Source organism: Roseovarius aestuarii, from assembly GCF_019966515.1.
GTDB classification, from domain to species: domain Bacteria; phylum Pseudomonadota; class Alphaproteobacteria; order Rhodobacterales; family Rhodobacteraceae; genus Roseovarius; species Roseovarius aestuarii.
Genome location: NZ_JAIMIB010000017.1, coordinates 1 through 26,701 on the forward strand (window position 1 = coordinate 1; position 26,701 = coordinate 26,701).

At 56.4% G+C, this 26,701-nt stretch carries 25 protein-coding genes, 1 pseudogene and 1 riboswitch; of the genes and pseudogenes, 18 read left to right on the forward strand and 8 right to left on the reverse strand.

What is annotated here, in order from left to right:
* The first annotated feature begins 235 nt into the window (after positions 1 to 235).
* On the forward strand, positions 236 to 1,123 hold the full coding sequence (locus LC334_RS17620; protein WP_085801723.1) for a lysophospholipid acyltransferase family protein: 888 nt from the start codon (positions 236 to 238) through the stop codon (positions 1,121 to 1,123).
* A gap of 172 nt (positions 1,124 to 1,295) precedes the next feature.
* Here the strand turns inward: LC334_RS17620 and LC334_RS17625 are convergent, their stop codons facing one another.
* Positions 1,296 to 1,958, reverse strand: a complete 663-nt coding sequence (locus tag LC334_RS17625; RefSeq protein ID WP_377150396.1) for a DUF2461 family protein — start codon at positions 1,956 to 1,958, stop codon at positions 1,296 to 1,298.
* Positions 1,959 to 2,716: 758 nt separating this feature from the next.
* On the opposite strand from LC334_RS17625, the gene LC334_RS17630 reads away from it, so the two are divergent.
* The 3 genes from LC334_RS17630 to LC334_RS17640 all read left to right on the forward strand — a co-directional run bounded on the left by LC334_RS17630 (position 2,717) and on the right by LC334_RS17640 (position 5,157).
* Positions 2,717 to 3,034 carry an ArsR/SmtB family transcription factor gene (locus LC334_RS17630; RefSeq protein WP_085801721.1) on the forward strand — a complete coding sequence of 106 codons (318 nt, stop codon included), beginning with the start codon at positions 2,717 to 2,719 and terminating at the stop codon, positions 3,032 to 3,034.
* Positions 3,027 to 4,196, forward strand: coding sequence for an MFS transporter (locus LC334_RS17635; protein WP_176237739.1), 1,170 nt, complete (start codon positions 3,027 to 3,029; stop codon positions 4,194 to 4,196). The genes LC334_RS17630 and LC334_RS17635 overlap by 8 nt, the downstream gene beginning before the upstream one ends.
* Positions 4,197 to 4,374: 178 nt before the next feature.
* Positions 4,375 to 5,157, forward strand: coding sequence for a hypothetical protein (locus LC334_RS17640; RefSeq protein ID WP_085801719.1), 783 nt, complete (start codon positions 4,375 to 4,377; stop codon positions 5,155 to 5,157).
* Between the two features lie 192 nt (positions 5,158 to 5,349).
* On the opposite strand, the gene LC334_RS17645 is transcribed toward LC334_RS17640, so the two are convergent.
* Positions 5,350 to 5,946: a pyridoxamine 5'-phosphate oxidase family protein gene (locus LC334_RS17645; protein WP_085801732.1), complete on the reverse strand. Its 597-nt coding sequence runs from the start codon at positions 5,944 to 5,946 to the stop codon at positions 5,350 to 5,352.
* Between the two features lie 367 nt (positions 5,947 to 6,313).
* Between LC334_RS17645 and LC334_RS17650 the strand changes: the two are divergent.
* Positions 6,314 to 6,436: pseudogene (locus tag LC334_RS17650) on the forward strand (citryl-CoA lyase); the annotation flags it as partial.
* A gap of 690 nt (positions 6,437 to 7,126) precedes the next feature.
* Here LC334_RS17650 and LC334_RS17655 read toward each other — a convergent pair.
* Positions 7,127 to 7,642, reverse strand: coding sequence for a peptidoglycan-binding domain-containing protein (locus tag LC334_RS17655; RefSeq protein ID WP_085801718.1), 516 nt, complete (start codon positions 7,640 to 7,642; stop codon positions 7,127 to 7,129).
* A 268-nt stretch (positions 7,643 to 7,910) separates the two neighbouring features.
* Between LC334_RS17655 and LC334_RS17660 the strand changes: the two genes are divergently transcribed.
* Both LC334_RS17660 and LC334_RS17665 read left to right on the forward strand, forming a co-directional pair.
* Positions 7,911 to 8,234, forward strand: a complete 324-nt coding sequence (locus LC334_RS17660) for a 2Fe-2S iron-sulfur cluster-binding protein (RefSeq protein ID WP_085801717.1) — start codon at positions 7,911 to 7,913, stop codon at positions 8,232 to 8,234.
* A gap of 2 nt (positions 8,235 to 8,236) precedes the next feature.
* Positions 8,237 to 9,040 (forward strand): FG-GAP repeat domain-containing protein, encoded by an 804-nt coding sequence (locus tag LC334_RS17665; RefSeq protein WP_223413050.1) that lies wholly within the window; start codon positions 8,237 to 8,239, stop codon positions 9,038 to 9,040.
* A gap of 85 nt (positions 9,041 to 9,125) precedes the next feature.
* On the opposite strand, the gene purD is transcribed toward LC334_RS17665, so the two are convergent.
* Complete coding sequence (gene purD, locus LC334_RS17670; protein ID WP_085801730.1) at positions 9,126 to 10,388, reverse strand: phosphoribosylamine--glycine ligase; 1,263 nt, start codon at positions 10,386 to 10,388, stop codon at positions 9,126 to 9,128.
* Between the two features lie 111 nt (positions 10,389 to 10,499).
* Between purD and xseA the strand changes: the two genes are divergently transcribed.
* Complete coding sequence (xseA, locus tag LC334_RS17675) at positions 10,500 to 11,990, forward strand: exodeoxyribonuclease VII large subunit (RefSeq protein WP_085801716.1); 1,491 nt, start codon at positions 10,500 to 10,502, stop codon at positions 11,988 to 11,990.
* Between the two features lie 110 nt (positions 11,991 to 12,100).
* On the opposite strand, the gene LC334_RS17680 is transcribed toward xseA, so the two are convergent.
* The gene (locus LC334_RS17680; RefSeq protein ID WP_306372163.1) at positions 12,101 to 12,472 is read right to left on the reverse strand and encodes a hypothetical protein; all 372 of its coding nucleotides are present in this window, start codon (positions 12,470 to 12,472) and stop codon (positions 12,101 to 12,103) included.
* Positions 12,420 to 13,616: an alkane 1-monooxygenase gene (locus LC334_RS17685; protein ID WP_085801714.1), complete on the reverse strand. Its 1,197-nt coding sequence runs from the start codon at positions 13,614 to 13,616 to the stop codon at positions 12,420 to 12,422. The genes LC334_RS17680 and LC334_RS17685 overlap by 53 nt, the downstream gene beginning before the upstream one ends.
* A gap of 182 nt (positions 13,617 to 13,798) precedes the next feature.
* On the opposite strand from LC334_RS17685, the gene LC334_RS17690 reads away from it, so the two are divergent.
* The 6 genes from LC334_RS17690 (at position 13,799) to LC334_RS17715 (ending at position 19,677) form a co-directional block, all read left to right on the forward strand.
* Positions 13,799 to 15,484, forward strand: coding sequence for an NAD(P)H-dependent oxidoreductase subunit E (locus LC334_RS17690; protein ID WP_085801713.1), 1,686 nt, complete (start codon positions 13,799 to 13,801; stop codon positions 15,482 to 15,484).
* Positions 15,481 to 16,104, forward strand: a complete 624-nt coding sequence (locus tag LC334_RS17695; RefSeq protein ID WP_085801712.1) for a lysoplasmalogenase — start codon at positions 15,481 to 15,483, stop codon at positions 16,102 to 16,104. Before LC334_RS17690 ends, LC334_RS17695 begins: the two co-directional genes overlap by 4 nt.
* Positions 16,105 to 16,176: 72 nt before the next feature.
* Positions 16,177 to 17,385 carry a signal recognition particle-docking protein FtsY gene (gene ftsY, locus LC334_RS17700; protein WP_223413051.1) on the forward strand — a complete coding sequence of 403 codons (1,209 nt, stop codon included), beginning with the start codon at positions 16,177 to 16,179 and terminating at the stop codon, positions 17,383 to 17,385.
* A gap of 36 nt (positions 17,386 to 17,421) precedes the next feature.
* The gene (locus LC334_RS17705) at positions 17,422 to 18,324 is read left to right on the forward strand and encodes an EamA family transporter (protein ID WP_085801710.1); all 903 of its coding nucleotides are present in this window, start codon (positions 17,422 to 17,424) and stop codon (positions 18,322 to 18,324) included.
* Positions 18,325 to 18,341: 17 nt separating this feature from the next.
* Positions 18,342 to 18,947 carry an inner membrane-spanning protein YciB gene (locus LC334_RS17710; RefSeq protein ID WP_085801709.1) on the forward strand — a complete coding sequence of 202 codons (606 nt, stop codon included), beginning with the start codon at positions 18,342 to 18,344 and terminating at the stop codon, positions 18,945 to 18,947.
* A 100-nt stretch (positions 18,948 to 19,047) separates the two neighbouring features.
* Positions 19,048 to 19,677, forward strand: a complete 630-nt coding sequence (locus tag LC334_RS17715) for a hypothetical protein (protein WP_085801708.1) — start codon at positions 19,048 to 19,050, stop codon at positions 19,675 to 19,677.
* 49 nt (positions 19,678 to 19,726) lie between these two features.
* On the opposite strand, the gene LC334_RS17720 is transcribed toward LC334_RS17715, so the two are convergent.
* On the reverse strand, positions 19,727 to 20,635 hold the full coding sequence (locus tag LC334_RS17720; RefSeq protein ID WP_085801707.1) for an alpha/beta hydrolase: 909 nt from the start codon (positions 20,633 to 20,635) through the stop codon (positions 19,727 to 19,729).
* Positions 20,636 to 20,751: 116 nt separating this feature from the next.
* Positions 20,752 to 20,830, forward strand: a riboswitch (SAM riboswitch).
* 57 nt (positions 20,831 to 20,887) lie between these two features.
* On the opposite strand from LC334_RS17720, the gene metZ reads away from it, so the two are divergent.
* From metZ to LC334_RS17740, 4 genes are all read left to right on the forward strand, one after another.
* The gene (gene metZ / locus LC334_RS17725) at positions 20,888 to 22,069 is read left to right on the forward strand and encodes an O-succinylhomoserine sulfhydrylase (protein WP_085801706.1); all 1,182 of its coding nucleotides are present in this window, start codon (positions 20,888 to 20,890) and stop codon (positions 22,067 to 22,069) included.
* A 163-nt stretch (positions 22,070 to 22,232) separates the two neighbouring features.
* Entirely contained in the window at positions 22,233 to 23,333 is a 1,101-nt protein-coding gene (gene folE2 / locus LC334_RS17730) for a GTP cyclohydrolase FolE2 (RefSeq protein WP_085801705.1), read from the forward strand.
* A 158-nt stretch (positions 23,334 to 23,491) separates the two neighbouring features.
* Positions 23,492 to 24,199, forward strand: coding sequence for a hypothetical protein (locus LC334_RS17735; RefSeq protein WP_085801704.1), 708 nt, complete (start codon positions 23,492 to 23,494; stop codon positions 24,197 to 24,199).
* Positions 24,200 to 24,276: 77 nt separating this feature from the next.
* A complete protein-coding gene (locus tag LC334_RS17740) occupies positions 24,277 to 25,725 on the forward strand; it encodes a TrkH family potassium uptake protein (protein WP_085801703.1) in 1,449 nt (482 codons plus the stop codon).
* 110 nt (positions 25,726 to 25,835) lie between these two features.
* Here the strand turns inward: LC334_RS17740 and LC334_RS17745 are convergent, their stop codons facing one another.
* Positions 25,836 to 26,558, reverse strand: coding sequence for a Hint domain-containing protein (locus LC334_RS17745; RefSeq protein WP_085801702.1), 723 nt, complete (start codon positions 26,556 to 26,558; stop codon positions 25,836 to 25,838).
* Positions 26,559 to 26,701 lie beyond the last annotated feature (143 nt).

The following is a 26,701-nucleotide window of genomic DNA, read 5'->3' on the forward strand; positions in this document are numbered from 1 at the left end:
GCGCCTGCGGCAAATGTCTGCAAAGCGGGCTGCTACCGCAGCATTTTGAATGGTCGGTGAAAGGCAGGTTTGGGCCGTCCTAAACGACCGCGATAGGTATGCGGCTGGCAAATGCCGCATTGCATCTGACGTCCGCGAAGAGCCAAACCGATCCAAACGGCAATAGATACGGACCGGAGTAATCCGCCCACGTGTTTTTGATTGGTATTGCAGCCAGATCAGCGCATACAGTGCCATGTTTACCACCACTCTGAAATCAGTCTTACATCACGCTAGATACTTCCCTTTGTGGTCGGCGCTTACTGTTTTTCGATGGCGCGCCTTTGATTCGCGGTCCCGAGGTTTGGGAACTACTTTGGCAATGGTCATGCGGTGGTTTCCACCTGCAAGAAGGCGATTTGACCGCGAAGCAAAGAAAGTATTTCCCAATATGAAGCGAAGCGCGCGCGCGAAGCTTGGTCAAAATATGGGCAGGCATATGGGGCGAACGCTTTTTGAGCTTTACCACGATGCTGAATTTCAAACCCAACATCACAAATTCAGAACCTCTGGCCCCGGCCTTGCCGTCCTGAAAGAGGCGAACGCGGTTGGTAAGGGGGCGATCATTGTTTCCGGCCATTTTGGGCAATGGGAAGCAATTCGCGCCGTGATCAAAATGCACGGGATGGAAAGCGGAGGAGTTTATCGACCCCATAATAACCGCCATTACGCACGCCGGATTCTTGCGGGTATTGAAGCCGGGGGAAAACCGATTTTGGCAACCGGCCGTGTTGGTACTAGGGCCCTTGTGAGTCATCTACGGGGTGGCGGCATTATTTCTATCCTGTTGGATGAAAAACAGGCGGATGGTGTTCGGATACCGTTTCTTGGCCTTGACGCGCTCACATCTCTCTCTGCTGCTCAGCTTGCACTCAAATACGATCTGCCGATGATCCCTGCTTATGGTATTCGCATTGATGACGGGAACGCATTTCGCGTGGTATTCGAAACCCCAATTCCCCACACGGACAGCATCACCATGACCCGTGCCTTTAATGACAGCCTATCTGCGCGGATCATTGCGAACCCAGAGCAGTGGTATTGGATGTTAAAACGCTGGGACGATGTGGCAATGTCAGAGTAGTCCCGCGTTGCGTGAATTCGATGGGGCTGATTTTCGCGAATGCGGCGAATGTCCGAAACCACGGGCCGCGGCGCAGCAAGCGTTTTGCATGCCCAGAGCACCAGTCGGTGTCCACGGATGAAGAGCCATTTCACGAAAACACCCCCGCTTACATAATCTATCTTTTGCGCAATCAGTCGAAGTATCGCACCAACTGGCCGGCGGTGCGAAATATCGGGATCAACACATCGATCAGATCGTCGTCAAGCAGAAGCGCGTCCTGCAGGTCTTTGCGGCATCCAAGGCCGACCATTTTAAGATAGGGTGCCGCGGGGTCGCTGTTTACAAAGTCGTCCGGTACAGCGCCCAGTGGCTTTCGTGTGACAACTCCGTCTGGGAAAGTTTTCTTGAACTCAGGATCGGCCAAGATGGCTTTCAGGCCGTTTGGATTATCGACCAAACGCGTCCGCAACCGCGAGAGCGCAGCCTTGGATGGTTGGAAAAGCGCGGCACCCGCGTAGCAATTTCCTGGCTCAATATGAAGGTAGTATCCGACGTCTTCTGTGGGATGGCCGGCATTGGCAAAAACATCCACGTCCGCGCGGTACAGAGCACGTCCGATGCGGTCGCGCGGCTCCTGAAAGAACTTGGTGTAACTTTGCTTCGGTTTGATCCTCGCGTCCGCCACGAAAGGGTCAAAGCGATCAGCATAGTCGTGCAGTGTCATCGCGATGCCAGCGAAATTGCGCATCGCGTCGTCGCGCTCGACGCGATGCGCGTCCATCCAGGCTTTGCGGTTGTTCAATGCAAGATCTGCAAGGAAGGCAAATGTTTCGGGCTCTACGATGGGCGAAATTCCTGTATTGCAGCTATCGCGTGGCGCGTCTGCGTTCCGATAACAACTTTGTAAGGCTACTTCAGAGCATCAGCCATGGTTTGCAACCCTTTGGTCTGAAAGACTCTGATTTTGGTGCGTTTGATACATAAGACCGCGAAATTATGGGCATTTAGCGGCCAAGATGGCCAATGCCGCTATTCCACCAACTCCTTTTAAAAACACCAGTCGGCTTATGCCGACTTGTTTTGTGCCTTCTTGCCTGTCTTGGTTGGCCTCTCACCATGTTGTCCGGGAGTGCCGCTGAGTGCTTGGTGCCAAGCAGGCTTCTTTACGGGGTTTGCACCCGGGCGCTTTGCCCGAGGCTTTTTGGATTTAGGCATCTGGTATCCTTTCCCTGATTTCAGGCTGACATAGAAGGTTTGAGGCTGGATTGATACCACCCAATTCGGGCTTGGAGTTGACAACAGCTCGGCCCGAAATGCTGCACTGTGCGTGAAGGCCCGCTTCGCGGCAAATTGGATTGTTGATTTTGAGCGGCATCGAAAGTCAGCTCCGGGCCGTGGGCGAAGTGGCGGGGCAGGGAGCCTTAGCACAAATCCGATTTCTTCGAATGACCGCATTGAGCCCAAGTCGCATGATGCTGCGATTTTAATAAACGGATGCAATTGCCTACAAGCACTAGGTTTGCACAACTTTCTAAGTGATCGGCCCCGCTTTGACAATTTCGGCGCTTACAGTTAACCGTTTATCGACGATAGACGATTAAAGAGGGTAAAATGCGAGACACTGTCAGCGACGAACGTTTGATAATTCAACTCAAAGCCATGGCTCACCCGGCTAGACTTAAGATTCTCCAGCTGTTGACCGATCGCGGAAAATGCATGTGTGGCGAGATCGTTGAGGTTCTGCCACTGACACAGTCCACCGTTTCGCAACATCTGAAAATTCTCAAGGAAGCGGGACTACTTGAGGGCACAATCAATGGACCTCGATCATGCTACTACGTGAATGCACAGGCAATCGGTGTGTTGCGCCAGGCTCTTTCTGACTGTCTGGCTGGTTTTGAGGCAGCGGCGCAATTGCACGATGACTAACCGCTATCGGGACGCATTCGGTAAACATGTGTGGAACGCCCGATATCTGTTCGGCGCAGTACCTCTGTTCGCAGTTGGTACCGGTGCGCTCTATCCGTTGATCGCGCTGGAACTTTTCTCCAACGGCTATGGTAACGCGTTGATCGGTGTGATGACTTCGGCTTGGTATCTCGGCGCTTTCCTTGGAACCGTGTTGGGTGGACGTGTAATTTATCGACTTGGATACCATCGTGCGTTTGTCGCAGCGGCGGCAATTGCAGCAGTTTCGGTGTGGGGGCTCACGCTTTCGGATTCACCGGTTTTGTGGATTTGCCTTCGGTTTATCGGTGGCATTGGTCTTGGGACCTACTATTTGTTGATGGACAGTTGGATTAGTGGACTCGCGACTCCGAATACCCGTGGCCGTATGTTAGCAGCCTATGAGGCAATGCGAACGGGGGCGGTCGCAGTCGGCCCAGTTTTGTTGGTTGTAGCCTCGTCACATACGGCGTTTGCTTTGATTGGCGTGCTTTTCCTTTTTGGTATCGTTCCGGTGACAAAAGCCAATTCACCAACGACGCGTTTCGACAACACGAACTGGAGAGATGCCGTTGCAATATTTGTGTGTTCACCTTGTTCTCTGGCGCTCACGGTGATTGCGGGATTGCTAAGCAGTTCGTTCTACGGCCTCGGCACAATCTACGCCGAAGGTCACGGATTCTCGACGGCTGAGATAGCTTTGTTTGTGTCGCTCGTCCTGATCGCACCAGCGATAAGTCAATTGCCGATCGGAACTTTGGCCGATTGGTACGGGCGTGCGCAAATAGGTACCCTGATCTCTCTGCTTGCCCTGGTATGCGCGTCTGTTCTTTCGTTTCAGTCACTCAACTCGTTCGTGGCGGTAACGATAGCGGCTGTTTTGGTGAATGGTCTTGGCCAACCACTTTATGCGTTAGGCCATGGGCGTCTCGTTGATGGCGGACACGAATTGATTTCTGCAACAACAGCGGGCTTACTCGGTTACAGCCTCGGTACGTTTATAGGGCCGATCGGAGCGGCAATCGCGATGAATCATGGTGGTCCTGCAGGGCTCTATCATTGGATCAGCCTATGTCTGGCAGTTAGTGGAGTCACCACGTTAATGGCTTTGCTGAATACACGAAGACGATGTTGCCCACTTTGAGCCAGGTGTGTTGCAGTGATCAGCAGAGACCACCACCCAAAGTGTTCAAGTTGCTTTTTATTTTGCGTGAGATCAGATATAAAACTGATAAATTGCCGAAAAATTGGGAGTGGAAGAAAATGGATCTCGACTGAGCAAGAAATCAAGAAATTGAAACTTAGCTCAACGGAGAATATCCATGTCTTCCGAATACACTTCGAACGCCACAACCGCAGGCGTAAACTACACGGTATCGTCGCTGTCGGAGCGACCTGATTTGACCGACGAACATCAAACCACCGGCGGCTCTGCCTGGCCTGAATTCATGATTCACGACCCTGTTGCGATTGCCAACTGGGACAAGATGATGTCTTACTTTGCGGGCGACCAGCTTTCTATGCTTGTCGAAGGCCAAATCGCAGCTGTCATAAACATGGTACCTATCAGGGTAGAAACCGACCTGATCCAACTGCCTGATCGGGGTGTGGACTGGGGCGTCGAAAAATCGGTGGAAGACCATGAGAACAGCACTCCACCGAATGCGATGATGGGCTTGCAAGTCGTTATCGGCAAAAATTTCAGAGGACAAAGACTCAGCGAAATTGCAACGCAGGAAATGATCGTTCACGCCAGAAAGCGTAATTGTGACTTCGTTTTGTTGCCCGTCAGGCCCAATGGAAAGCATGCCTATCCATTGATTCCAATGGATCAATACATCAATTGGGAAAGAGCGGATGGGCAACCGTTCGACAATTGGCTTCGCATTCACAAGCGATTGGGCGGCAAAACAATCAAGGTTTGCCATCAATCCATGATCATACCTGGGACAATCGCTGAGTGGGAGAGCTGGACGGGGCAGAAATTTCCTGGGTCAGGTCAATACATAGTTCCGTTCGCTCTCAATCCAATTGATATAGATGTCGACCAAAATACTGGACGCTACGTAGAGCCGAATGTATGGGTCGCGCATCGTACCGGATAGCTAGCAAACGAAGCAAAGAGCGCGTCACATCTGAGCCGACCTGAAGTGGCGCGTAATATATTGTCGATGCAGAATGGTTAGTAAGCCGAATCCCAAACCACCAATACAATGTCTGAACTGGGAAAAAGCCTCGGTTGGCCTGCCTGAAACAGAAACCCAAATTCAAGCAATGGAAGATGTAAAGCAGGCGCATCAATAGAGGGTTTTACGATAGCGCATCTCAACATGAGACTGTTCAACACAGTCAATATCCATCTCTGAGTGGTCTCGAACAATTTCATAAAGAGACGGAATCGGGCGTTCTGCAGGCCAGGCTTCTGGGTGCCAAAGGCTCGCTCTCACCAGGGCTTTGCCACAATGAGTGAATATCTCTTCGGCCGTAATGCGGAGAACTGTTTTGGGGCTTCGCCTATTGATTTGAAATTTGTCACAAAGGCCAGGTTCATCGATGATTTCTGCGGTTCCGTTTACGCGCAACGTTTCGGCAACGGTTGGTACCATAAAGACAAGCGCCACTTTGGGATGCGCCAAAATATTCAGCAGCCCGTCAATGCGATTATTTCCAGGGCGATCCGGAATGAGCAGAGTTTTGTCAGATTCCACCGTTACAAATCCCGCGGGATCACCTTTGGGCGATACATCGAGATTGGTTCCGTCCGAAGTGGCCAGAACAAGGAAAGTCGAATGCTCAATGAATTGCCGGCAATGCTTGTCAAACCTTGAAATCACTTTTGCCGCAGCATGTGGTGACGGGTTACCATAGATTTCCCGGAGTTTCTGCGGCGTCATCATATTTGTTCATTCCAAAACGTTTCGAAATTAGGCCCCAAATACAACAACCCACACAACAGACCTTTAGGCCATCAAGTAGGTGCAAAGGTAGACAGATTGCGTTTGGTGCCAATACTAAATCGGAAAGCTGCATCTTAGGTAAGCGCGCGAGCTACTATCGGATTAATCAAGTCAGGATGGGTTAGCCTTGCCGCGGTGATGTGTGACCTTTTGAGGGAGCAGGCGCTTGCTTATGTCGAGAGCGCGGTTGCAGGTAAACGGTCTTGAAGATCGAGGTGAGCAGCCTTATTTGACGGGTCCAACCTGATTGTTAGTGCATGATCGGCCTGTGTTCCATCGGGATGACGGTTTCGGGCGCTGGTGCTGCCTGTCTAGGTCAGTGGGCATCCTGGCACACGCCTGGGAGCAGACCCAACAAGGCGGCCGTAATAAAGGTCCATTACCCAAGGGGCACCTATGGGCGTATCTCAATTCAAGTGAGAAATGATACGATTTTCACTCTTGTTCTGATGTCGGCAAAGCGCAACAAGCCGCCATTGGTGCACGCGCAACGAACTTGCACTTTGTCCGCATAGCCGCATCAGTCTCAAAATGTCTGGATACGTTCAATTCGCATGTAATTGGTTGGCAAAGATATAGAAAGTGGTAGTTAATGTCGTACGAAAATATAAATGAGGTAAAAAATAAATATCAGTGTAATATAAGAAATATATGGATGATCCTCGGTCCGCCAAAAAAATCCCATAAGACGACGCGTAGCTCCGCTTTTTTGCAATAGAACTTTGCGGTTGTACCACATAGTTTTGCATACGCTTTTGTGGCGTCGTTAAGTGTATTTCCCTTCAAATCTGGTTTTGAACGAAGCACGTCAGGGCGCGTGTTTCTAAAACCCGCTCGCGGCGAGGGTTGGGGTAGCAAGTACAATACAATTTGACAGAGCTGGCGCGGCGCGCATGCATTCGCTGAGGATAGGGTATTCTCCCGAGAATGAGATGTGTTCATATCCCATGGCCGCGGAAGTTTTTCGTCAGATCGGATGTGGGCGAAACGTGTGAAATGCTTCAGGCCCCCAGAAATGATTTCAGCGCTTTGATCATGGCCATGAAACGGCCGCACTGATGGCTTGTTTGACGAGGCATTTTCATTCAAAAACAGAACAGTATTTGTGCTCTATGGCTCATTCGGGTCTTTTGGCCGCAACGAGACCCAGCAGCCTGGCGGTTTCCATAGACAGAATGTCACTATTCAGCCCCTGACGGGATTGGTAGCTCCGGAGCGCAGCGCGCGTACGTGCGTTCATCTGACCGGTGATCGGGCCTCGGTAATATCCGCGTGCGGTCAGCGCACGTTGGAGGCTGGCAACGAATTCAGGCGTCATGGTGCCAGTGCACGGGATTTCGAACTGGGTTTCTACGCGCTCCTGTACGATCACCTGGCGGGTCTCGGTTTTGTAGGCCGTCGGTTGAGGGGCGGCTCCATCCTCATGTGTTTCGTTTGGCTTGAGCTCGGTCTGCTCAGTCACTGTTTCGACCACCGCGGGCGTCACATTCCGGCCCCAGCAGATGCCGGGTGTTACGCCTGGAGCTGACGCGGTACGAGATGTCGGATGATCAGCCTCTGCACCCGGCAGGCGATTGTCGCAGGCCGTTGTGACGCTGGCGGCCAGCAATAGGGTTGGCAGGTGGCGGATCATGCGCGGCGAAATCAATGCCTCTGTTTTTCGCAAAGCCTAGCGAGTTTCAGCGGGCAGGGAAAGGTGGCGCATCGGTGCATGTGCGACGGAGATTTAAGCGCTGAGAGTGACCATATTGCGGGTTTTACGGCGGAAGCTTGAGAACATGGCGGGAACAAAGTGATTATTGTCGCATCTCTTTGCTGTTGGGGTCGCAAAAGGGGCTGGCAACAGCCATATGGCTTGGCTAGGTAGCGCTGAGGAAATTTGTGAAGGGGAGAAGGTTCGCATGGCGAAAATCACCTATATCGAACATAACGGCACGGAACATGACGTAGAGGTCGCCAATGGTCTGACCGTCATGGAGGGCGCACGCGACAACAATATTCCCGGGATCGAAGCCGATTGCGGCGGCGCCTGTGCCTGTTCGACCTGCCATGTTTATGTGGCTGAGGACTGGGTCGAAAAGCTGCCGCAGAAGGACGATATGGAAGAGGACATGCTGGATTTCGCGTATGAGCCCGATCCGGCCCGTTCGCGTCTGACCTGTCAGCTCAAGGTAACGGATATGCTGGATGGGCTGGTCGTGCAGATGCCCGAGAAGCAGATCTGAGCTTGGACAGGGCGCGGCGTCTACCGTTGTGTCCCCGGTGCAGTATCGCCCGCCGCGCGCTGCTATTGTTCTGCTTTTCGCTGGCGTTGCTGGGCGCGTCCCCCGGTGTCGCGCAGGAGATTTCTGGCGCCGAATACATCACGCCAACCCGCGCCTATCCTCACGGCGCTCTTGGCGATGAGCTTGAATGGGCGGCTGTCCGGATCACCGTATCGCGGCAGACGCTCAACGGAGGCAGCCTTATCAGCGGACATCTCAATTTGACTTACGATATCGGTGCGCCGCAGAAAATGGTCTTCGAAGACACCGCACCGCGGCTGTGGGATATCGACGGCGATGGCAGCCCCGAGGTCGTGGTCGTGCTCAGTCATCAGAATTTTGGCGCCCAGCTTGCGGTGATTGCCTATCGGGGCGGTGAGTTCAACTATCTGGCGGCAACGCCCTTGATCGGAACACGCTTTCGCTGGCTGGCGCCGGTCGGAGCGGCTGATTTGGATGGGGACGGGCATGTAGAAGTTGCTTTCATCCTTACGCCGCACCTGTCGAAGACCCTCCAAATCTGGCGCTATCGTGATGGTGCTTTCAGACTTGTCGCGCACAAAACGGGTCTGACCAATCATCGGATCGGTTGGAATCATATTCCTGGTGGATTGCGTGATTGTGGCGGGGCCGTCGAACTGATCACGGCAAATGCGGACTGGTCTCGCATCGTTGCGTCGCGCCTTGAGAGCGGATCAATCCAGTCGCGCGAGGTAGCCGCCTATACCGGACCCGAAAGCCTGAACGCCGCACTGGATTGCTCCTGATTTCATCGTTCCGGCACATATTCTGGTGTTGTGGCGGGCAACGCCCCCCATCTCCGCCGGTTGCATGAGAAACACCGCAGGGGCGTCAGAGCGCCCGCCAGCCTATGTCGCGCCGGCAAAAGCCTTCGGGCCAGTCGATCTGGTCGACCATCGCGTAGGCCCTTTCTGCGGCTTCCGATAGCGACGCACCGCGCGCCGTCACATTCAGGACGCGCCCGCCTGTCGCTGTGATCTGTCCGCCCTGTCGAGACGTTCCAGCGTGGAAGACCATATGGGCGCTGTCTTCCGCGCAGCTTTCAAGCCCGCTGATAACGCTGCCTTTCTGGTAGTAGCCGGGATAGCCGTTGGCCGCCAGCACCACCGTCAGCGCGTGATCATCGGCCCAGTTCACCCGAGCCTCGGCCAACTGTCCCCCCGCCGACGCCTGTAGCAGGTCCAACACCTGCGCGCCTAGGCGCATCATCAGCACCTGGCATTCCGGGTCGCCAAAGCGGACATTAAATTCGATCAGCTTAGGCTGGCCGTCCTTGATCATCAGACCGGCGAATAGGACGCCTTGAAACGGCGTGCCGCGCCGCGCCATTTCCGCCAGCGAGGGCCGGATAATCTCGGTCAGGGCCTTTTCGGTCACCGCATCGTTCATCACCGGAGCTGGGCTGTAGGCGCCCATGCCGCCGGTATTCGGCCCGGTATCGCCTTCACCGACGCGCTTGTGATCCTGCGCGGTGCCGATCGGCAGCGCCGTCTCGCCGTCACAGAGCACAAAAAACGAAGCCTCCTCACCGTCGAGATATTCCTCGATCACCACTTCGGCGCCAGCCCCGCCAAACGCACCGCCGAACATATCGTCGATCGCGGCCAGGGCCTCGTCTTCAGTCATGGCCACGATCACACCTTTCCCCGCAGCCAGACCATCGGCCTTGATCACGATAGGGGCGCCCTGGGCACGGACATAATCGCGGGCGGGCTCGGCTTCGGTAAATCGTGCATAAGCTGCCGTGGGTGCGCCTGCAGCGTCGCAGATTTCCTTGGTGAAGCTTTTGCTGGCTTCCAGTTGCGCCGCAGCGCGTGATGGGCCGAACACCAGGAAACCTGCCGCGCGCAGGTCGTCGGCCACACCGGCGGCCAGAGGTGCCTCGGGCCCGACGATCACCAAGTCGATGGCGTTTGCCTCGGCGCAGGCAACCACGGCGGTCCCGTCCATGATGTCCAGATCGGCGCAATCGGCTATGTCCGCAATACCGGCATTGCCCGGTGCCACGATCAGCTTGTCACATTTGGGGTTCTGCATTACTGCCCAGGCAAGCCCATGTTCACGCCCGCCGCTGCCCAAGATCAGAATGTTCATCCGCCCCTCCATATTGCCGATCAGCGTCTGAATAGGCGTGGGCGGTGCCAGAGGCAAGCGCGTGTGGCCGGTGATCTTTTCATTATCATCCGGATCGGTCATTGATGGGGTATGAATGACCTGATTGATGATCCGCTGCCGGGGCAGAACCTGCCCGAATATACCGTCTCGGAAATCTCCGGAGAGGTGAAACGCACCCTTGAGGGCACCTTTGGCCGGGTGCGCATCCGTGGCGAGGTGGGGCGCGTTTTCAAGGCGCGGTCGGGTCACCTCTATTACGACATCAAGGATGACAGGAATGTGCTGGCCTGCACGACCTGGAAAGGCCAGGTCGCCGCGTTGTCAGTGGTGCCCGAAGAGGGGCTTGAGGTTGTCGTGACCGGGCGCCTGACCTCGTTTGGGGCGCAATCGAAATATAACCTGAATGTGGATGAGGTGGCGGTTGCCGGGCAGGGCGCGTTGATGGCCTTGTTAGAGAAACGGCGCAAGCAACTGGCCGAAGAGGGACTGTTTGACCCCGGCAGGAAAAAGCCGCTGCCCTATCTTCCGGAAATCATCGGGGTTGTGACCTCGCCGTCGGGCGCGGTCATCCGCGATATTCTGCATCGCCTCAGGGATCGGTTTCCGCGCAAGGTGCTGATCTGGCCTGTAGCCGTCCAGGGGGCCAATTGCGCGGCCGAAGTGACGCGTGCCATTAACGGGTTCAATGCATTTAGCCCTGGCGGTTCGCTGCCACGCCCCGATCTGATCATCGTGGCGCGGGGCGGCGGGTCGATCGAAGATCTGTGGGGTTTCAACGAAGAACCCGTTGTGCGGGCCGTCGCTGCAAGTGATATCCCGCTGATTTCCGCCGTGGGGCATGAGACCGACACAACCTTGATTGATCACGCTTCCGACAAGCGCGCGCCAACCCCGACGGCGGCGGCGGAAATGGCGGTTCCAGTACGGCTGGAATTGATGGCCTGGCTGGACGGGCAGGATGCACGGCTGACCCATGCACTGACATCCGGCATTTCCACCCGAGGTCAGAGATTACGCGATCTGTCCCGTGCCTTGCCGCGCGTAGACACGTTGCTGGACAGTCCGCGCCAGCGACTGGACACATGGTCTGAAAGATTGCCTGCAGCGCTGATAAGGTCGGTTCAAGGGCGCCGGGTGAAGCTTTATGAGGCGGCAGGTGCCCTGCGTCCGGCGTTGTTGCGGCGCGCGGTGGACGGCGACCGGCAACGGTTAGAGAGCACCTCGGCACGCCTGAACCTGCGCGCTTTGCAGGCTGATACAAGCCGGAAAGCACAGGAACTGGACCGGCTTTCCAATCGTTTTTCCGACGTGGCAACACGCCAGATCGACCGGTGGCGTGATCGGCTTGTTGCTGCCGACCGGTTGCGCGAAACGCTCAGCTACAAAGCCACGCTGAAGCGCGGTTATGCGGTGGTTAGGGGCGATGGAGCGGTTGTGATATCAAAACAGGCGGCGGCCAAGGCGGCTGCGCTTGAGATTGAATTCTCCGATGGCCGCCTGACGCTTGATCGCGCTGGAAAGCCTGCGCGGAAACCAACAAAACCGAAACCGGGCGCTCCGGATCAGGGCAATCTTTTCTGAGCGTGGCGTAGAGTGGGTTTTCCGCTGCGGAAACAGTAAATAATCAATAATGTATCAGATACCCGGGAAAATTTCGGTATTATCCATAATTTCAGGTTGAATATATGAAACTATGCGCCGACTTCTGGACCTAGGCAGGTCAGAGCTTCGCGGCTTTTTTTGACTTCGTAGAGCACGGTCTGATCCGGGTCGCTTTCAAAAATTGCAACCAAACCACCTGAGGACCGGCGAAAGCTCCAGCACTGGGGATCTGGCTTGTTTTCGTAGACAAAGCAGATGTGCTCACCCTCTTGATACCAGGTGCCGTTTTCGCATTTTCCGTCCAGAAATGACCATATCACCCGCCGGTCGCTTAGGTATTCCTCGGCGCCGTAAGGCTGCCCTTGACTGCCATAAAAGAACGTCTTGTCGCGGGTGTAAGCGTCGAACTCAGCCGCCGTCATCGGGGCGTCGGACAGCGCGGTCGTTCCGATGCCGGTCATGAGCAGGGTCAGGATGAGTGTTCGCATGTTCCGACACTGCCAGAACCGCCCGCGGCACGCTACCCGATTTCGCATGGGCAAGTACTGCGGGCGGGATGTCGCGTGACGTGACCTGTGTCGGTTCGGTCCAGACCGGATGCCAGCGCAGGCACCGCGCGTCCATCACCCGGCGCCAGAACGGCGGGACAAGCGCGATGCCCGCCATCACAGGAAGCGAGTAGGGCAGACAGGGCATCTTGTCCTCGTCGAGTTGAAGGGCAGGGTAGGGACGTGATGGTGCCATATGATGATCGGAATGACGGGGTGCGTTCAGTGTCATTGCCGACGTGAACCAGTGGGGTGCGTTCCAGGAATGTTGTGGCCCGATGGGTTCCAGCCGACCATCGGCCAAAGCATATCGCCGCAACCCGTAATGTTGCACGTAATCGGACATCAGGATCTGCAGTTGTGAATAAATCGCGATAACGACCAAGGCCGACAGCCCCGGCAATCCTGCACCGACATAGGCGCCGATGATCACCGCCGAAGCGACTGTGAGGTAAAGCACATAGGGGTGCTGCACCAAAGGCTGGCCTTTTCTCAGTCGGTTTTCGGCATGCAATCCTGCCATGAAACCGGCAGGCCAGGTCCGCAATACAAAACTGTAAAAGCTTTCCCCCAGCCGGGCGCTGTTGGGATCGGCATCGTTGCCCACATAAACGTGATGAACCCGCAGATGCGCGCTGGCATGATGGCCAAACAACATCGAGCTATACACCAGTTGGCCCAGCAAATGTTTGGACCGCGTGGATTTATGGATCAGCTCATGTGCGACCGGGTGTGAAATCTGTCCCAACAGTATCGAAACTGCCACTGCAATCACGGCGCGATCAAGCAGGCTTAGTCCACTCTGTCCTGCGACGGCCCAGACACTGAGTGGGAGGATTGCAAGATGCGACAGGCCCAGCAGCACAAGCAGGTTGTTGCTGGCCGGAAACTCCGCATCGGGGGGGGCGTTTTCAATTTCTTCCGGGGCGAGGCGATCAAGTGAAAAGGCTAGTAGCGTCAGAAACGCAAGGCTACCCCACGCCCATATCCCACCCCATGCTATGGCAGCGGCAATCAGCAAGAACGGGCAGAGGGTGGCGATGGCAAACAGCAGCATACAGGCGCTTTCAAACTCGGAACGATGCTATCGTTAACGAAGATTTCGGCGCATAGAGGGCAAAATCTTGAGCATTTTGCGTATGGCCCAACGCTTCCGGACGGGTGAGTGTCGCTTTTGCTCTCGCTTTGACCCGTCGGGGCCGCTATTTGTCGGACCGGAATGAAGTCAGAGGGCATCGCATGGCACTGGATGAACGCAAGGGCGTCTGGAAATCGGGCAAGGGCAAGGGACGGCGGACACCCAAAGGTCGTCAGCTGGAAGATCAGCCCTGGGCCGAGGTGCAGGAACTCTTGGGCGATGCGCCGCGTCGGCGTGATCTGCTGATCGAATATCTGCATCTGATGCAGGACAAGTTCGGTCATCTGTCTGCGGCGCATCTGCGGGCGCTGGCCGAGGAAATGCGTATCGCGCAGGCAGAAGTGTATGAAGTCGCGACATTTTATGCTCATTTCGACGTCGTGAAAGAGGGCGAGACCCCGCCGCCCGCTCTGACAATCCGGGTCTGCGATTCGCTGGCCTGTGAACTGGCTGGTGCGCAGCAGTTACAGAAGGCGCTGGAAGACGGGTTGGACGCATCCGAAGTCCGCGTTCTGTGCGCGCCCTGCATGGGGCGTTGCGATACGGCGCCGGTGCTGGAACTGGGCCACAACCACATCGATCATGCCACGCCGGAAAAGGTGCAGGCCGCGATTGCTGCGAACGATACCCACGCGCATGTACCGACCTATCAGGGTTTTGATGCTTACCGTGGCGTGGGCGGGTACGCGACGTTGGCAGAGGTGCACGCCAAAGGTGATTTCGAGACCATCCAGCAAACATTGCTCGATTCGGGCCTGCGCGGTCTGGGCGGCGCAGGGTTTCCGTCAGGGCGAAAATGGGGGTTTGTGCGTGCGGCCGAAGGCCCGCGTTACCTGGCCGTAAACGGCGATGAGGGCGAGCCCGGAACCTTCAAGGATCGCTTTTACCTTGAACGGGAACCTCATGTTTTCCTTGAAGGAATGCTGATCGCGGCATGGGCGGTAGAGGCCGAAACCTGCTTCATCTACATGCGCGACGAATATCCCGCCGTGCTCGAGATCCTGCGTCGTGAAATCAAGGCGCTGGAAGATGCTGAGTTGGTCGCGCCCGGCTATATCGACCTGCGCCGCGGCGCTGGTGCCTACATCTGCGGTGAAGAAAGCGCGATGATCGAATCGATCGAGGGAAAGCGCGGCCTGCCGCGCCACCGTCCGCCTTTTGTTGCGCAGGTCGGTGTTTTCAACCGACCCACCTTGGTGAACAACGTTGAGACGCTCTACTGGGTCACGAAAATCTTGCGCGACGGCGGAGAGATTCTGAGCGGTGTAGAAAAGAACGGCCGTAAAGGTTTGCGCTCCTTCTCGGTTTCTGGTCGCGTCAATAAGCCCGGCGTACACCTGTTACCCGCCGGGTCGACGATGAATGACATTATCGATGCCTGTGGAGGGATGCTGGACGGGCATAACTTCAAGGCCTACCAGCCGGGCGGCCCCTCGGCAGGGCTGCTGCCCGCGTCGATGGCCGACATCCCGATGGATTTCGATGTCTTGCAGGAACATGGCACCTTCATCGGTTCTGCCGCGATCGTGGTGCTGTCGGATCAGGACAGCGCGAAAGAGGCGGCGTTGAACATGCTGCGATTCTTCGAGGATGAAAGCTGTGGCCAGTGCACACCTTGTCGCGTCGGATGCGAAAAGGCAGTCAAGCTGATGCAGGCGGATAAATGGGACCAGCCGCTGCTGGAAGAATTGTGCACGGCGATGGCAGATGCTTCGATCTGTGGCCTGGGGCAGGCAGCACCGAACCCGATCCGCTTGACCATGAAACACTTCCCTGACGAAGTTTGACGGTTTTCCTGCCGGCACTTAGCGCACTATGTGCGCTGATTTACTGGGTGCGATATTGCTATCGGGGCCCGTCGGTCGCGCGTACCATACTCAAAACCGGCGCGGTCGGGGTGCTGGCCGTGGTGGCATGGGTTGAGGGCGGACCGATACTGTTGGTACTGGCGCTGGTTTTATCGGTCGTCGGGGATCTGGCCCTGTCGCGCAATGGAGATCGGGCTTTCCTGATCGGGTTGGCCAGTTTCGCACTGGCGCATCTGGCTTACATCCTGCTCTTTGCGTCGCTGGCGGCAAGCGCCCCTCTGCTCCTGCCTGTCATCGCTCTCATTGCCTATGCGGTATCAACCGAATTCTGGCTGACACCCTATACCGGTGACCTGCGAGCGCCGGTCAGGCTCTACGTGGTTTTGATCACCGGTATGGGTGTGTCGGCCCTGGCGCTGCCGGAAGGCTTGGTACTGGCCCTCATCGGGGCGGCGGCCTTCATGGCATCAGATACGCTCCTGGCCCTCCAGATGTTTCGCCTTCCGCTGGACAGTCCGTGGAAAATGGCGATCGAACGCGGGGTGTGGGTGCTCTATTATGGGGCGCAGGCCCTGATCGCCTCGGCGATCCTCGGCTGAGGCTTCCATCTGCCGGTAATCCGCATTAGGTGGAGGTAAAGCATCGGCGCAGAGGTCGCATCGAGGGGGCGCATGGCGTTTTTCAAGAAACTCAAGGAACGGCTGTTCCGGTCTTCGTCGAAAATCGAGGAAGGCCTTGACGCGATCGTCGAAGAGGGCGGCGAAGAAGAAGTGATCGAGCTCGAGACCCCGGTGGTTGACGTCCCTGAGCCCACCGCCGAGACCCTTCCAGAGCCAGAGCCAGAGCCAGAGCCAGAGCCAGAGCCAGAGCCAGAGCCAGAGCCAGAGCCAGAGCCAGAGCCAGAGCCAGAGGTGCTTGCAGCACAGGCCGAATCTATGACCATTTCCGCGGAACCGGTTCCGGAACCGGAACCCGCGCGCAAAGCGCAAAAGCCGGGCCTGCTGGGGCGTTTGCTGGGCCGTACCGAGAAGAAAACTGTTATCCGCCGTGCGTTGGATGATGACATGCTGGAGCAACTCGAAGAGCTGTTGATCACCGCCGACATGGGCGTGGACACGGCGTTGCGGGTGACAGCCAACATGGCCGAAGGGCGGATGGGAAAGCGTCTTTCAACGCAGGAAATCAAAGAGTTGCTATCGGCCGAAGTCACCCGGATCATGGAGCCGGTTGCGCGCCCGATGCCACTCTACCCCAAAAAACCGCAGGTCGTACTTGTGGTGGGCGTGAATGGCTCGGGTAAGACCACGACCATCGGCAAGTTGGCCAGCCAGTTTCGTGCGGCTGGCAAATCAGTGGTCATCGCCGCGGGCGATACGTTCAGGGCGGCGGCGGTAGAGCAATTGCAGATCTGGGGTGACCGCGCAGGTGTGCCAGTGCTGACTGCGCCCGAAGGCTCGGACCCGGCCAGCCTGGCCTATGATGCGATGGAGCAGGCCCATAAGGACGGCGCGGACCTTCTGATGATCGACACAGCGGGTCGATTGCAAAATCGCGCTGACCTGATGGAGGAACTGGCCAAGATCGTGCGCGTGATCCGCAAGAAGGATGAAACCGCGCCGCATAACACTTTGCTGGTGCTGGATGCCACGACCGGTCAGAACGCGCTGAGCCAGGTCGAGACGTTTCAGAAACTGGCCGATGTATCAGGGCTGGTGATGACCAAGCTGGACGGCACCGCCAAGGGCGGCGTGCTGGTGGCACTGGCCGATAAGTTCGGCCTGCCGATTCACGCCATTGGTGTGGGCGAACAGATTGACGATCTGGCCCCGTTCGACCCGGAAGAGTTCGCCGCCGCCCTGACCGGGCTTGAGGGGCAGTGACCGCAGGGGATGCGCCTGATCTGACAAGGTGCGGGCATGAGTGACTGGCTGATCTCACTTGAAGGGACCGCTGAGGGCCGCAATCTTGCCCTTGTGCTAGCGCTGGTCGCGGCTTTTTTGCACGCGATTTTCGGCGCGTTGCAAAAGGGTCGTTTCGACCCCTGGCTGACACGAGGGGCGATCGATGTCTGGCTGTTTCTGCTGGCCGCACCGCTGGCGCTGTTTGTCGTGCCTTTTCCAGAATCGCATATGTGGCCCATTTTCGCAGGCGCGGTTGCGATCCATGTGATCTATAAGATGTTACAGGCGCAGGCCTATACCAAGGGTGCCTACACGGTGGTTTATCCGGTGGTGCGTGGCACCGGGCCGCTTTTTGCCGTCATCGGCGCCTATCTGATCTTTTCCGAAACGTTTACAGCGACCCAATGGCTGGGCGTGGTGGTCTTGCTGACCGGTATTTTTGGCCTGGCGGTCTACAATCTGATCTTTCTGGTCACTGATCGCGACACCCTGCCGATCGCGCTTATTCTGGCGGTGCTGACCGGCCTGCTGGTGGCGCTCTACACGACCTATGACGCTTACGGTATCCGCGCCACGGCGGACCCGTTTTCGTTTCTGGCATGGTTTTTCATGTTTGAGGGCATGACATTGCCGACGGTCGCTTATCTGCGCTGGCGCAACATGCCGGACCGTCCGCCCATGGTGCCCTTGCTGAGGCGCGGATTGATTGGCGCGCTGGTGGCGTTTTCCTCGTTCGGGTCGATCATGCTGGCCACAAGGCTGGACAAGGTGGGGGAGGCAGCGGTACTGCGCGAGACATCAGTTGTCTTTGCCGCCCTGATCGGCTGGCTGGTACTGCGTGAAACGGTCGGCCCACGCCGGATTGCCCTGATGGCATTGATTGCCGCGGGTGCGGTCATAGTTGAAATGGGTGGATAACAAGGAGTGACCCGGCAATGGCCGAGAAAAAGATCGATGGCAAACTGAAAACCGCGTTGGAGCTGGGGCCGATCCTCGCGTTTTTCGTGGCTTATCTCTGGCTTAAGGACCGCGTCTTTATCATCGGCGGCACTGAATATGCCGGGTTTGTCGTTGTAACGGCGGGCTTTATCCCGATCTTCCTTCTATCGATGGCAGTTCTTTGGAAACTCACCGGCCACCTGTCGAAGATGCAGGTCGTCACCGCCGTGTTGATCGTGGTTTTCGGCGGTCTGAGCGTCTGGTTCAACGAGCCTAAGTTCTTCAAGATGAAACCCACGATTATTTATCTCTTATTCGGGGCCGCTTTGGGCCTGGGCCTGATGCGTGGGCAATCCTATTTGCAATCGGTGATGGAGGGGCTGATGCCCCTGACGGATGAGGGATGGATGATTCTGACGCGGCGTTTGATGATATTTTTCCTGGCGCTTGCAGTGCTGAACGAAGTGATCTGGCGAACCCAGACCGAGGAGACTTGGGTTTACTTCAAGACCTTCGGGCTGACAGCGGCGATGTTCATCTTTTTCATGACGCAGGGGCGCCTGTTCAGCGAGCACGGAACTGGCGAGGACGAGGCCGAATAGGTGATGCGGGCGGGCCATTTGGCAAAATAAGATTTGAATACCCCCGAAAACCCATGTCGCCGTCGATTTTAGGCCGCATTTCATCCGTAAACGATGGGTCATGATAAAACGCGTCGCACATCGGTTCTGTTATCTGGCAACCTCGATCCCCCCGATCAGGCCTGCGAACCTGTTGCCGGTGCTTGTCATGATCATGTTGTGGGTTGGATTGCGCTATTGCGGCGTGTCGGAAAACCAGGCCTTCGTGATCGGCTGCGTGGCGGCACAGGCCTATACGATCTGGCGCAACCTGCCCGGCGCGGCGCGCAGTCTTCAATATGTCGAGCGCGGCAAGCCGAGAATGCTGATCTTTCCCGTCAGCATCATAATTGTCTTCGCGGGCGTTCAACTCTGGATCGGAAGTCCGCTTTTCACTCAAAGGGTGCTGACCTTTTTCTGCGCGTTTTTCCTCGGCGTGATGATCTGGGGAATATTGCGCGAACGCGAGATGCTGGAACGGGTTGTGCCAAAAGGGCGCATGTCAGAACAGGTCAGCGCGCCGGTGAGCCTGCTGCGGATCAATGCGATCGTCGCAGCCATCGTGATCGGGGTGAATGAGACGCTTATCGCGTTTGAAACCCTTGCCGTGTGGATAAGCGCGATGCCGATCCTGTTTCTTGTGTTGCACGCATTCTATTGGCTGATGGTGTTGTCGGTCCTGCCCGCGCCTGACCATCAGTCGCGGGCCTGATCAAAACCTTCAATTATCGTCTTAATGCCGTCCCTGAGCGGCCAGCCGGTTAGAACTCGGTCCGGAAGGGCATGATCCGCGACCAACGAGGTTCAGCTCGCGTGGGCAGCACTTGCCTCAGATGTGCAAGATCGATCTGATCACTACGGCGCAGAAGGGTACGGTACAGGCTGAACACCCCCGGGCGCATATAAGATGACCAGTGGCAGATACGAGTGCGTGGCGGCGCAATCTTGAAGCCGCAGCGCCGCAGGATACGAAGCGTTTCCGGATTGTCCATCTGCAGTGTCAGCGTGTTGTGACGCGCGGGCATGTTGTTGCTCAGGCACCGGTCGCGCCGCAGCGGGGACGACACCAATCTTTCCAGCAGGAAATCGAAAAGATCGTTCTCGCGGCTGGTGATATTGATTAGCTCGGCGGTTTTTCCTGCGGCGCTGTCCAGTGCGGCCTCGGCGTTGCTGCCAAATTCGGCGCCCGACAACAGGATGATGCGGTCCAGACTGTCGGCGGGCAGATGCGGTAATGCGCTTAACACGACACGGGCACCAAGCGAATGGGTCAGGGCGTGAATCGGCCGGGTTGGTGCGTGCCGGTGGATCAGGGTTATCAGCCGCGCCAGAGACTGCCCTGCTTTTTCTGCCTCGCCATAAGCCTGCCAGATCGTGCCCCGTGCGGGCCAGCCAAAGGCGATTCCCAGCCCTTCGCGGCTCACGCCGCTGCCAAAGCCAAGACCACGCGGCCAGCTTAGTGTTTTTCGGCAGTCTCGGCGCGTCTTCATGCCCAGAATGTTTTCATGCGGGCAGGATGATGATTGATATGGCGCGTATTTGTACCCGTGAATCATCAGGATGACGGGGCCCAAATGTTGCAGGCCGCGTGAAAGCGCAGGCAGCAATGGCCGCCTGTTGCCATGCAGTTCGGGACCATCTTCGCCTGCATTTATCCTGAGGAGTGGCATGTTGCCGGGTATCCGTTATCCGTCTCGCGAAACGCGCAGGTGAACATTATCGTGAATTTGCTGAAGCCCGGGTTAAGGGGCTGACCTGCTGTTGACGGATGCCTGTCGCAGCGCTAAAGAACCCACGTGGCGATTTGTTACCGGATTGCGGGCCACGTTAAACATCACCGCTAAAGAGGTCAGACGGAGGAACTCCTTTCGCTTGACCGCGATGGGGGTTTTTTTGTGGGCTGAGAGCGCCCGGAGGACGATATGACTGATACTCGAAATACACGTACCAAGCTGGTTCATGGCGGGACGCGCCGCAGCCAGTATAACGAGGTGAGCGAGGCAATTTTCCTGACCCAAGGCTTTGTCTATGACAGTGCCGAAGCTGCTGAAGCGCGGTTTCTGGAAAGTGGGCCGGATGAATTCATTTATGCCCGCTATGGTAATCCCACCGTCGCGATGTTCGAAGAGCGCATCGCAGCGCTGGAGGGAAGCGAAGATGCCTTTGCCACGGCCAGCGGTATGGCGGCTGTTTCCGGTGCGCTGATGGCGATGCTGTCAGCGGGCGAGCATGTTGTTGCGGCCCGTGCGCTGTTCGGCTCTTGTCTTTATGTGCTTGAGGAAATCCTGACCCGCTACGGTGTCGAGGTTACATTCGTAGATGGCACCGACCTTGATCAGTGGCGCAGCGCCATCCGCAACGATACCAAAGCGGTCTTTTTCGAAACCATCGCCAACCCGACGCTGGAAGTGGTAGATATCGAGGGCGTGGCGGGCCTGGCCCATGCGGTGGGTGCGCAGGTGGTGGTAGACAATGTCTTTGCCACGCCGGTTTTCTCGCGGGCGATCGCGCAGGGGGCCGATGTCGTTGTCTATTCGGCCACGAAACACATAGATGGTCAGGGCCGAGCCCTTGGTGGCGTGATCCTGGGGACCCGCGAGTTTATCCGCGGTACGATTGAACCCTATATGAAGCATACCGGCGGCTCGATGTCGCCATTCACGGCATGGGTGATGCTGAAGGGGCTGGAGACGATTGATTTGCGGGTGCGGGCGCAGGCGGCATCAGCATTGGCGCTGACCGACGCTCTGCAGGGCCATGCCAAGCTGAAAAGGGTGATCTACCCGGGCCACAGCTCGCACGCGCAACATGAACTTGTCGCGCGACAGATGGGCAAAGGAGGCACCGTGTTGTCGCTTGACCTGGCAGGGGGAAAGGCGGCGGCATTTCGCTTCCTCAATGCCCTCGAGATCGTGTTGATCTCGAACAATCTGGGTGATGCGAAGTCGATTGCGACCCACCCCGCGACCACGACGCATCAGCGGTTGCCGGACGATCAGAAATCCGACCTTGGAATTACACCTGGATTGATTCGACTGAGCGCCGGTATCGAGGACACAGATGATCTGGTGGACGACGTGTTGCAGGCGTTAGCAGCGGCGTGAAACCGCGTCTATCCAAGGGATTGGCTCGCGCGGGTCGCCTCTTGTCAGCCCGGTGGGCTGATATAAATCTTGCGCCCCTTCACGTTGGACGCCACTGATGCGATTAGCAATTTCCTTTGCCGCGCTATATATCTGGCCCTGTAGCATGAATTGAGGATCCGCCATGAATATGCAGCGACCAGATGTGGATACGTTCCCGCAGCGTGATGATGCCAACAAGGCGTTGGCAGTGTTGCGGGCTTGGGCGCGTTCGGCAACCCCCGAAGAAGTTGCCGACCTCGATCCGGCTATCGCCCGGTTGCTTCCCGAAAGCGAAGTGTCGAATTATCCCGCACTGGCGCGTGCTTTTCCCGAGGACTTTGCCGTGGATGAAGCGTATCGGGCGTCTTTGCCTGATCTGCAGAATGGCCCAAGCTCGCTTATCCGGGGCGCGAAACAGCATCTTCAACATGTGGGGATCTCGAATTTCCGCCTGCCCATCCGGTTTCATGCCCGCGATGACGATGATCTACGGCTGGAGACCTCGGTCACCGGCACGGTCAGCCTGGAGGCTGGCAAGAAGGGCATCAACATGTCACGAATCATGCGGTCATTTTACAAACACGCGCAGAAAACCTTCAGTTTCGAAGTGATCGAGGCCGCGTTGAAAGACTATATCAGCGATCTGGACAGTTTCGACGCGCGTATTCAGATGCGGTTTTCGTATCCGATGAAGATCAAGTCGTTACGGTCAGATCTGGAAGGGTTCCAGTACTACGACATCGCGCTTGAGTTGGTTGAGAAGAATGGCCAGCACCGCAAATTCATGCACCTGGACTATGTTTATTCCTCAACATGCCCCTGCTCTCTTGAACTCAGCGAACATGCCCGTCAGACCCGCGGACAGTTGGCGACACCGCATTCACAGCGGTCGGTGGCGCGCCTGTCGGTCGAAGTGCTGGGACATGACTGCCTGTGGTTCGAAGACCTGATCGACATGGCACGCGCGGCGGTACCAACAGAGACGCAGGTCATGGTGAAGCGGGAAGATGAACAGGCATTTGCCGAGTTGAACGCCGCCAACCCGATCTTCGTTGAAGATGCAGCGCGGTTGTTCTGTCAGAGGTTTCTGGCAGATGAGCGTATCGGGGATTTCCGCATTGTGGCGAGCCATCAGGAAAGCCTGCACAGCCACGATGCCGTGAGTGTGTTGACTGAGGGACCAACCTTTGCTGCCGACAGCCTTGATCCGAAACTGTTCAATACACTGTTTCACGCTGGCTGATCCGCGCTGCGCGCTATGTGACCCTGCGAAAGAACGTTGACGCGGTTTGGCGGCGGTTTCACGCAATTTCTTCCTTTTCTGGTTGACCATAGGACGGCATGAGGTTCAATCGCTCATACCGATTGTTAAATTCCGACTCAACAACCAGGAATAGAAAAATGAACCCTGTCTCGACCCAACTCGAAATGTCCGCCGCCAGCATCCGCCTCGCAGGTTATGTCATCGAGAGTAACTTGCGTGTAGCTCAGATCATCGGCAGGGCCGCCTTGAATTCCAACCCGTTCGCAGTGCCTGCAGATATGCGCAAGCATATTGCGACGGCAAGAAAAGCGCCGGCAACTGACGCTCAGGAGATCAAAAACGCTAAGGTGACCAAAAAGGTCGCGGCGAAGAAAAAAGCCGCAAAACCTACAGTGTCAAAGACAAGCAATGCCGCCGCGCCAGAGAAGATCAAGCAAGTCGCAACCAAACCCGCTAAAAAGTCAAAACCAGCCCAGTCCGCGTCTCAGAAATCTGTCCAATCTGGGAAACCGTTGCGTGAGAAGGTGGCTGCAACGGATGTTGCGGTGGCCAAGTCGGCGCCTAAACAGGATGCGACACCGTCCGCTGCAAAAAAGCCTGTGATTGCCAAGCCCGAGATTAAAACCCCTGAATTCAAGTCCCGGGTGAACCGAACCACAACGACAGTCCGCGCCGAGACGGCCAAGGTGGCGGCGCCTGAGGCATCTGCGACTAAGCCAGAGGCCACCAAGGCCGCAGCGGGTCGAGTCCAATCCGGAAATTCGACGGCTGCGAGCAAAAATCATCGCGAGCCATCGATGCCGACTGCGTTGCCTGCGCGTAACACGATCTCAAAGAAAGACTGAGATCAACATCCGGCAACGGTTGGCCTAAGATCGATCAAGCTTGACACTCCTGTCATGCGGAGACAAGTCTGCGCTTTATGATTGATCTGCGTCCCGTCGGCTATGTCATCGGCCTGATGGTTATGGTGCTGGGCCTTGCCATGTTCCTGCCGATGATGGTGGATGTCGCTGAAGGCCGCGGCCACTGGCCTGTTTTTGCCGAAAGCGGTATTCTTACAGTGCTGACCGGCGGGCTGGTTGCGTTGGCCTGCCGCAACGGCGTCCGCGCGGGATTGACGATTCAACAGACCTTTCTTTTGACCACCGGCGTCTGGGTGGCGCTGCCTATTTTCGGGGCGTTGCCCTTTGTTTTAGGGGCAACCGAGGCCCGTTTCGTCGATGCCGTCTTCGAAGCCATGTCGGGTTTGACCACGACCGGATCGACGGTTTTTTCCGGGTTGGATACATTGCCGAAAGGGTTATTGCTTTGGCGCGGTTTCACGCAATGGTTGGGCGGGATCGGCATCATCGTCGTGGCGATGGTTTTTCTGCCTGAATTGCGGGTTGGCGGGATGCAGATTTTCCGGACCGAAGCGTTTGACACCGATGGAAAGATCCTGCCACGCGCCACGGCGATCGCTTCGCAGATTTCTGTGATCTATCTCGCTCTTACGCTGGCCTGCGTCCTGACCTATTTCGTGCTTGGAATGAATGCATTTGACGCAACTGTACATGCGATGACAACGGTCGCCACCGGCGGGTTTGCCAATTACGATGCATCCTTCGGCGTCTTTTCCGGCGTTACCGAGTATGCGGCGTCGGTTTTCATGATACTCGCAGCGCTGCCGTTTGTTCGCTATGTGCAGCTGATTAATGGTAATGCCAAGCCGCTTTGGCGCGATAGCCAGATACATGTGTTTCTTCTGATGATCGCGGCACTGGTTCTGGTGACAGTGATCGCGCTGACAACAAATCTTCCTCATAGCTGGGAACAGGCCTTCCGCGAGGCGCTTTTCAATATCACCTCGATCATCTCCGGTACCGGCTATTCGTCAGTTAACTACATGAATTGGGGCGGGTTCCTGATCTGTGTCTTTTTCTTCGTCGGGTTGATCGGTGGCTGTGCTGGCTCGACGGCGTGCTCGGTCAAGATATTTCGATATCAGTTGCTGATTGCGTCGATCAAATCCCAGTTACGGCGTATCCGGTCACCCAACGGCGTCTTCGTGCCGCGCTATCAGGGCAAGAAAATCGATGACGATGTTCTGAATTCGGTCATGACTTTTTTCGTGTTCTTCGTTGGCACATTAGGGGTTGTGGCCGTGCTGCTGGGGTTGACGGGGCTGGATTTCACAACGTCGGTGTCGGGCGCTGCGACAGCGATTGCGAATGTCGGGCCGGGGCTGGGAGACATAATCGGTCCGTCGGGCAATTTCGCGCCGCTTAACGATACCGCCAAATGGATCTTAATTGCAGCGATGCTGATTGGCCGGCTTGAACTGATGACAGTCTATGTGATCTTTACCGTTGCGTTCTGGCGGGCTTGAGTTCCCCGGAAAGGCATCGCGTTCGTTAATCTAAACAGCGCCTGATTTGGGCATCGCATGATGTCGGACGACAGTCCCGGCAACGACCTTGGGGCATTCCTGGAAAAGCTCTATGCGCATTGCATCTGAACCTCTTCATGGGTCAGACATACGCGTGCCAGCATCTGCGGAGACGTGTTGGGGGCCGTGTCTATCTGCGGGAATATTTCTTTAATCGCATTACACTGTTCCCGCAGTAGCGCGGCGACTGCTGGCCTGCCAAGGTAGAAGCTTTCTGACCAGAGGTGATCCGACAGAATGATCTCGTGCTGGTCAAAGAGAAGGTGGATGTAAGTCAGTTGTTCAGGCATCACACATGTAATCCCCGGTCGGCCGACAAGCGCGCGCGCTTCAATTAGGGCCTCGGATTCACCCATGATCGACAGGTAAGATCTATCGCTGGTCAAAATGCGATGACGTGGCGAGACGATGATATCACGTTCGGGTCTGCCTGCGCCCAATGCATCGGCGCGGATCATGACCGGCAGGGCGTCGCGTTTGTGTAGCGCCGCAGAAAAAGATACCTGCCGTTTCCCGATCCATCGGACCGGCTGAAATCCGCGATCACGTGTCAGGATACGATCACCTTGTCTAAGCTGCTCCACCAGCTTGGCGCCGTTCTTGGTTGCAATGCCAGTTCCAGGTGTGAAACATGTGATGGCCTTGATGTCACGATGCGCCGGAAGCTTCGAGCTTTTACTGATCGGACGACCAATTCTGGTAGGGGGATCCGCGCGCTCCGGCCCGTTCGGGTAGAGCGACGTTACCTTGCTCGTTTCCTGCACAACCTGCATTGTTTGTTCCTGCTACTCGTTCAATCAAAACAAAGTCCGCCAAACATTTACTTCCACACCACCATCTGGTGCAGTGAGCGAACACGGGGCAGTATGATGGTGATTTGTGGCTGGATTTTGCGGTTTTGTGGCTCAGGGTTTGA

What these genes read in the sequence shown, in the direction of transcription:
- LC334_RS17620 (WP_085801723.1), top strand. Translation starts at nt 236, where the DNA reads ATGTTTACCACCACTCTGAAATCAGTCTTACATCACGCTAGATACTTC.
- LC334_RS17630 (WP_085801721.1), top strand. Translation starts at nt 2,717, where the DNA reads ATGCGAGACACTGTCAGCGACGAACGTTTGATAATTCAACTCAAAGCC.
- LC334_RS17635 (WP_176237739.1), top strand. Translation starts at nt 3,027, where the DNA reads ATGACTAACCGCTATCGGGACGCATTCGGTAAACATGTGTGGAACGCC.
- LC334_RS17640 (WP_085801719.1), top strand. Translation starts at nt 4,375, where the DNA reads ATGTCTTCCGAATACACTTCGAACGCCACAACCGCAGGCGTAAACTAC.
- LC334_RS17645 (WP_085801732.1), bottom strand. Translation starts at nt 5,946, where the DNA reads ATGACGCCGCAGAAACTCCGGGAAATCTATGGTAACCCGTCACCACAT.
- LC334_RS17655 (WP_085801718.1), bottom strand. Translation starts at nt 7,642, where the DNA reads ATGATCCGCCACCTGCCAACCCTATTGCTGGCCGCCAGCGTCACAACG.
- LC334_RS17660 (WP_085801717.1), top strand. Translation starts at nt 7,911, where the DNA reads ATGGCGAAAATCACCTATATCGAACATAACGGCACGGAACATGACGTA.
- purD (WP_085801730.1), bottom strand. Translation starts at nt 10,388, where the DNA reads ATGAACATTCTGATCTTGGGCAGCGGCGGGCGTGAACATGGGCTTGCC.
- xseA (WP_085801716.1), top strand. Translation starts at nt 10,500, where the DNA reads ATGAATGACCTGATTGATGATCCGCTGCCGGGGCAGAACCTGCCCGAA.
- LC334_RS17680 (WP_306372163.1), bottom strand. Translation starts at nt 12,472, where the DNA reads ATGACCGGCATCGGAACGACCGCGCTGTCCGACGCCCCGATGACGGCG.
- LC334_RS17685 (WP_085801714.1), bottom strand. Translation starts at nt 13,616, where the DNA reads ATGCTGCTGTTTGCCATCGCCACCCTCTGCCCGTTCTTGCTGATTGCC.
- LC334_RS17690 (WP_085801713.1), top strand. Translation starts at nt 13,799, where the DNA reads ATGGCACTGGATGAACGCAAGGGCGTCTGGAAATCGGGCAAGGGCAAG.
- ftsY (WP_223413051.1), top strand. Translation starts at nt 16,177, where the DNA reads ATGGCGTTTTTCAAGAAACTCAAGGAACGGCTGTTCCGGTCTTCGTCG.
- LC334_RS17705 (WP_085801710.1), top strand. Translation starts at nt 17,422, where the DNA reads ATGAGTGACTGGCTGATCTCACTTGAAGGGACCGCTGAGGGCCGCAAT.
- LC334_RS17710 (WP_085801709.1), top strand. Translation starts at nt 18,342, where the DNA reads ATGGCCGAGAAAAAGATCGATGGCAAACTGAAAACCGCGTTGGAGCTG.
- LC334_RS17715 (WP_085801708.1), top strand. Translation starts at nt 19,048, where the DNA reads ATGATAAAACGCGTCGCACATCGGTTCTGTTATCTGGCAACCTCGATC.
- LC334_RS17720 (WP_085801707.1), bottom strand. Translation starts at nt 20,635, where the DNA reads ATGCCACTCCTCAGGATAAATGCAGGCGAAGATGGTCCCGAACTGCAT.
- metZ (WP_085801706.1), top strand. Translation starts at nt 20,888, where the DNA reads ATGACTGATACTCGAAATACACGTACCAAGCTGGTTCATGGCGGGACG.
- folE2 (WP_085801705.1), top strand. Translation starts at nt 22,233, where the DNA reads ATGAATATGCAGCGACCAGATGTGGATACGTTCCCGCAGCGTGATGAT.
- LC334_RS17735 (WP_085801704.1), top strand. Translation starts at nt 23,492, where the DNA reads ATGAACCCTGTCTCGACCCAACTCGAAATGTCCGCCGCCAGCATCCGC.
- LC334_RS17740 (WP_085801703.1), top strand. Translation starts at nt 24,277, where the DNA reads ATGATTGATCTGCGTCCCGTCGGCTATGTCATCGGCCTGATGGTTATG.
- LC334_RS17745 (WP_085801702.1), bottom strand. Translation starts at nt 26,558, where the DNA reads ATGCAGGTTGTGCAGGAAACGAGCAAGGTAACGTCGCTCTACCCGAAC.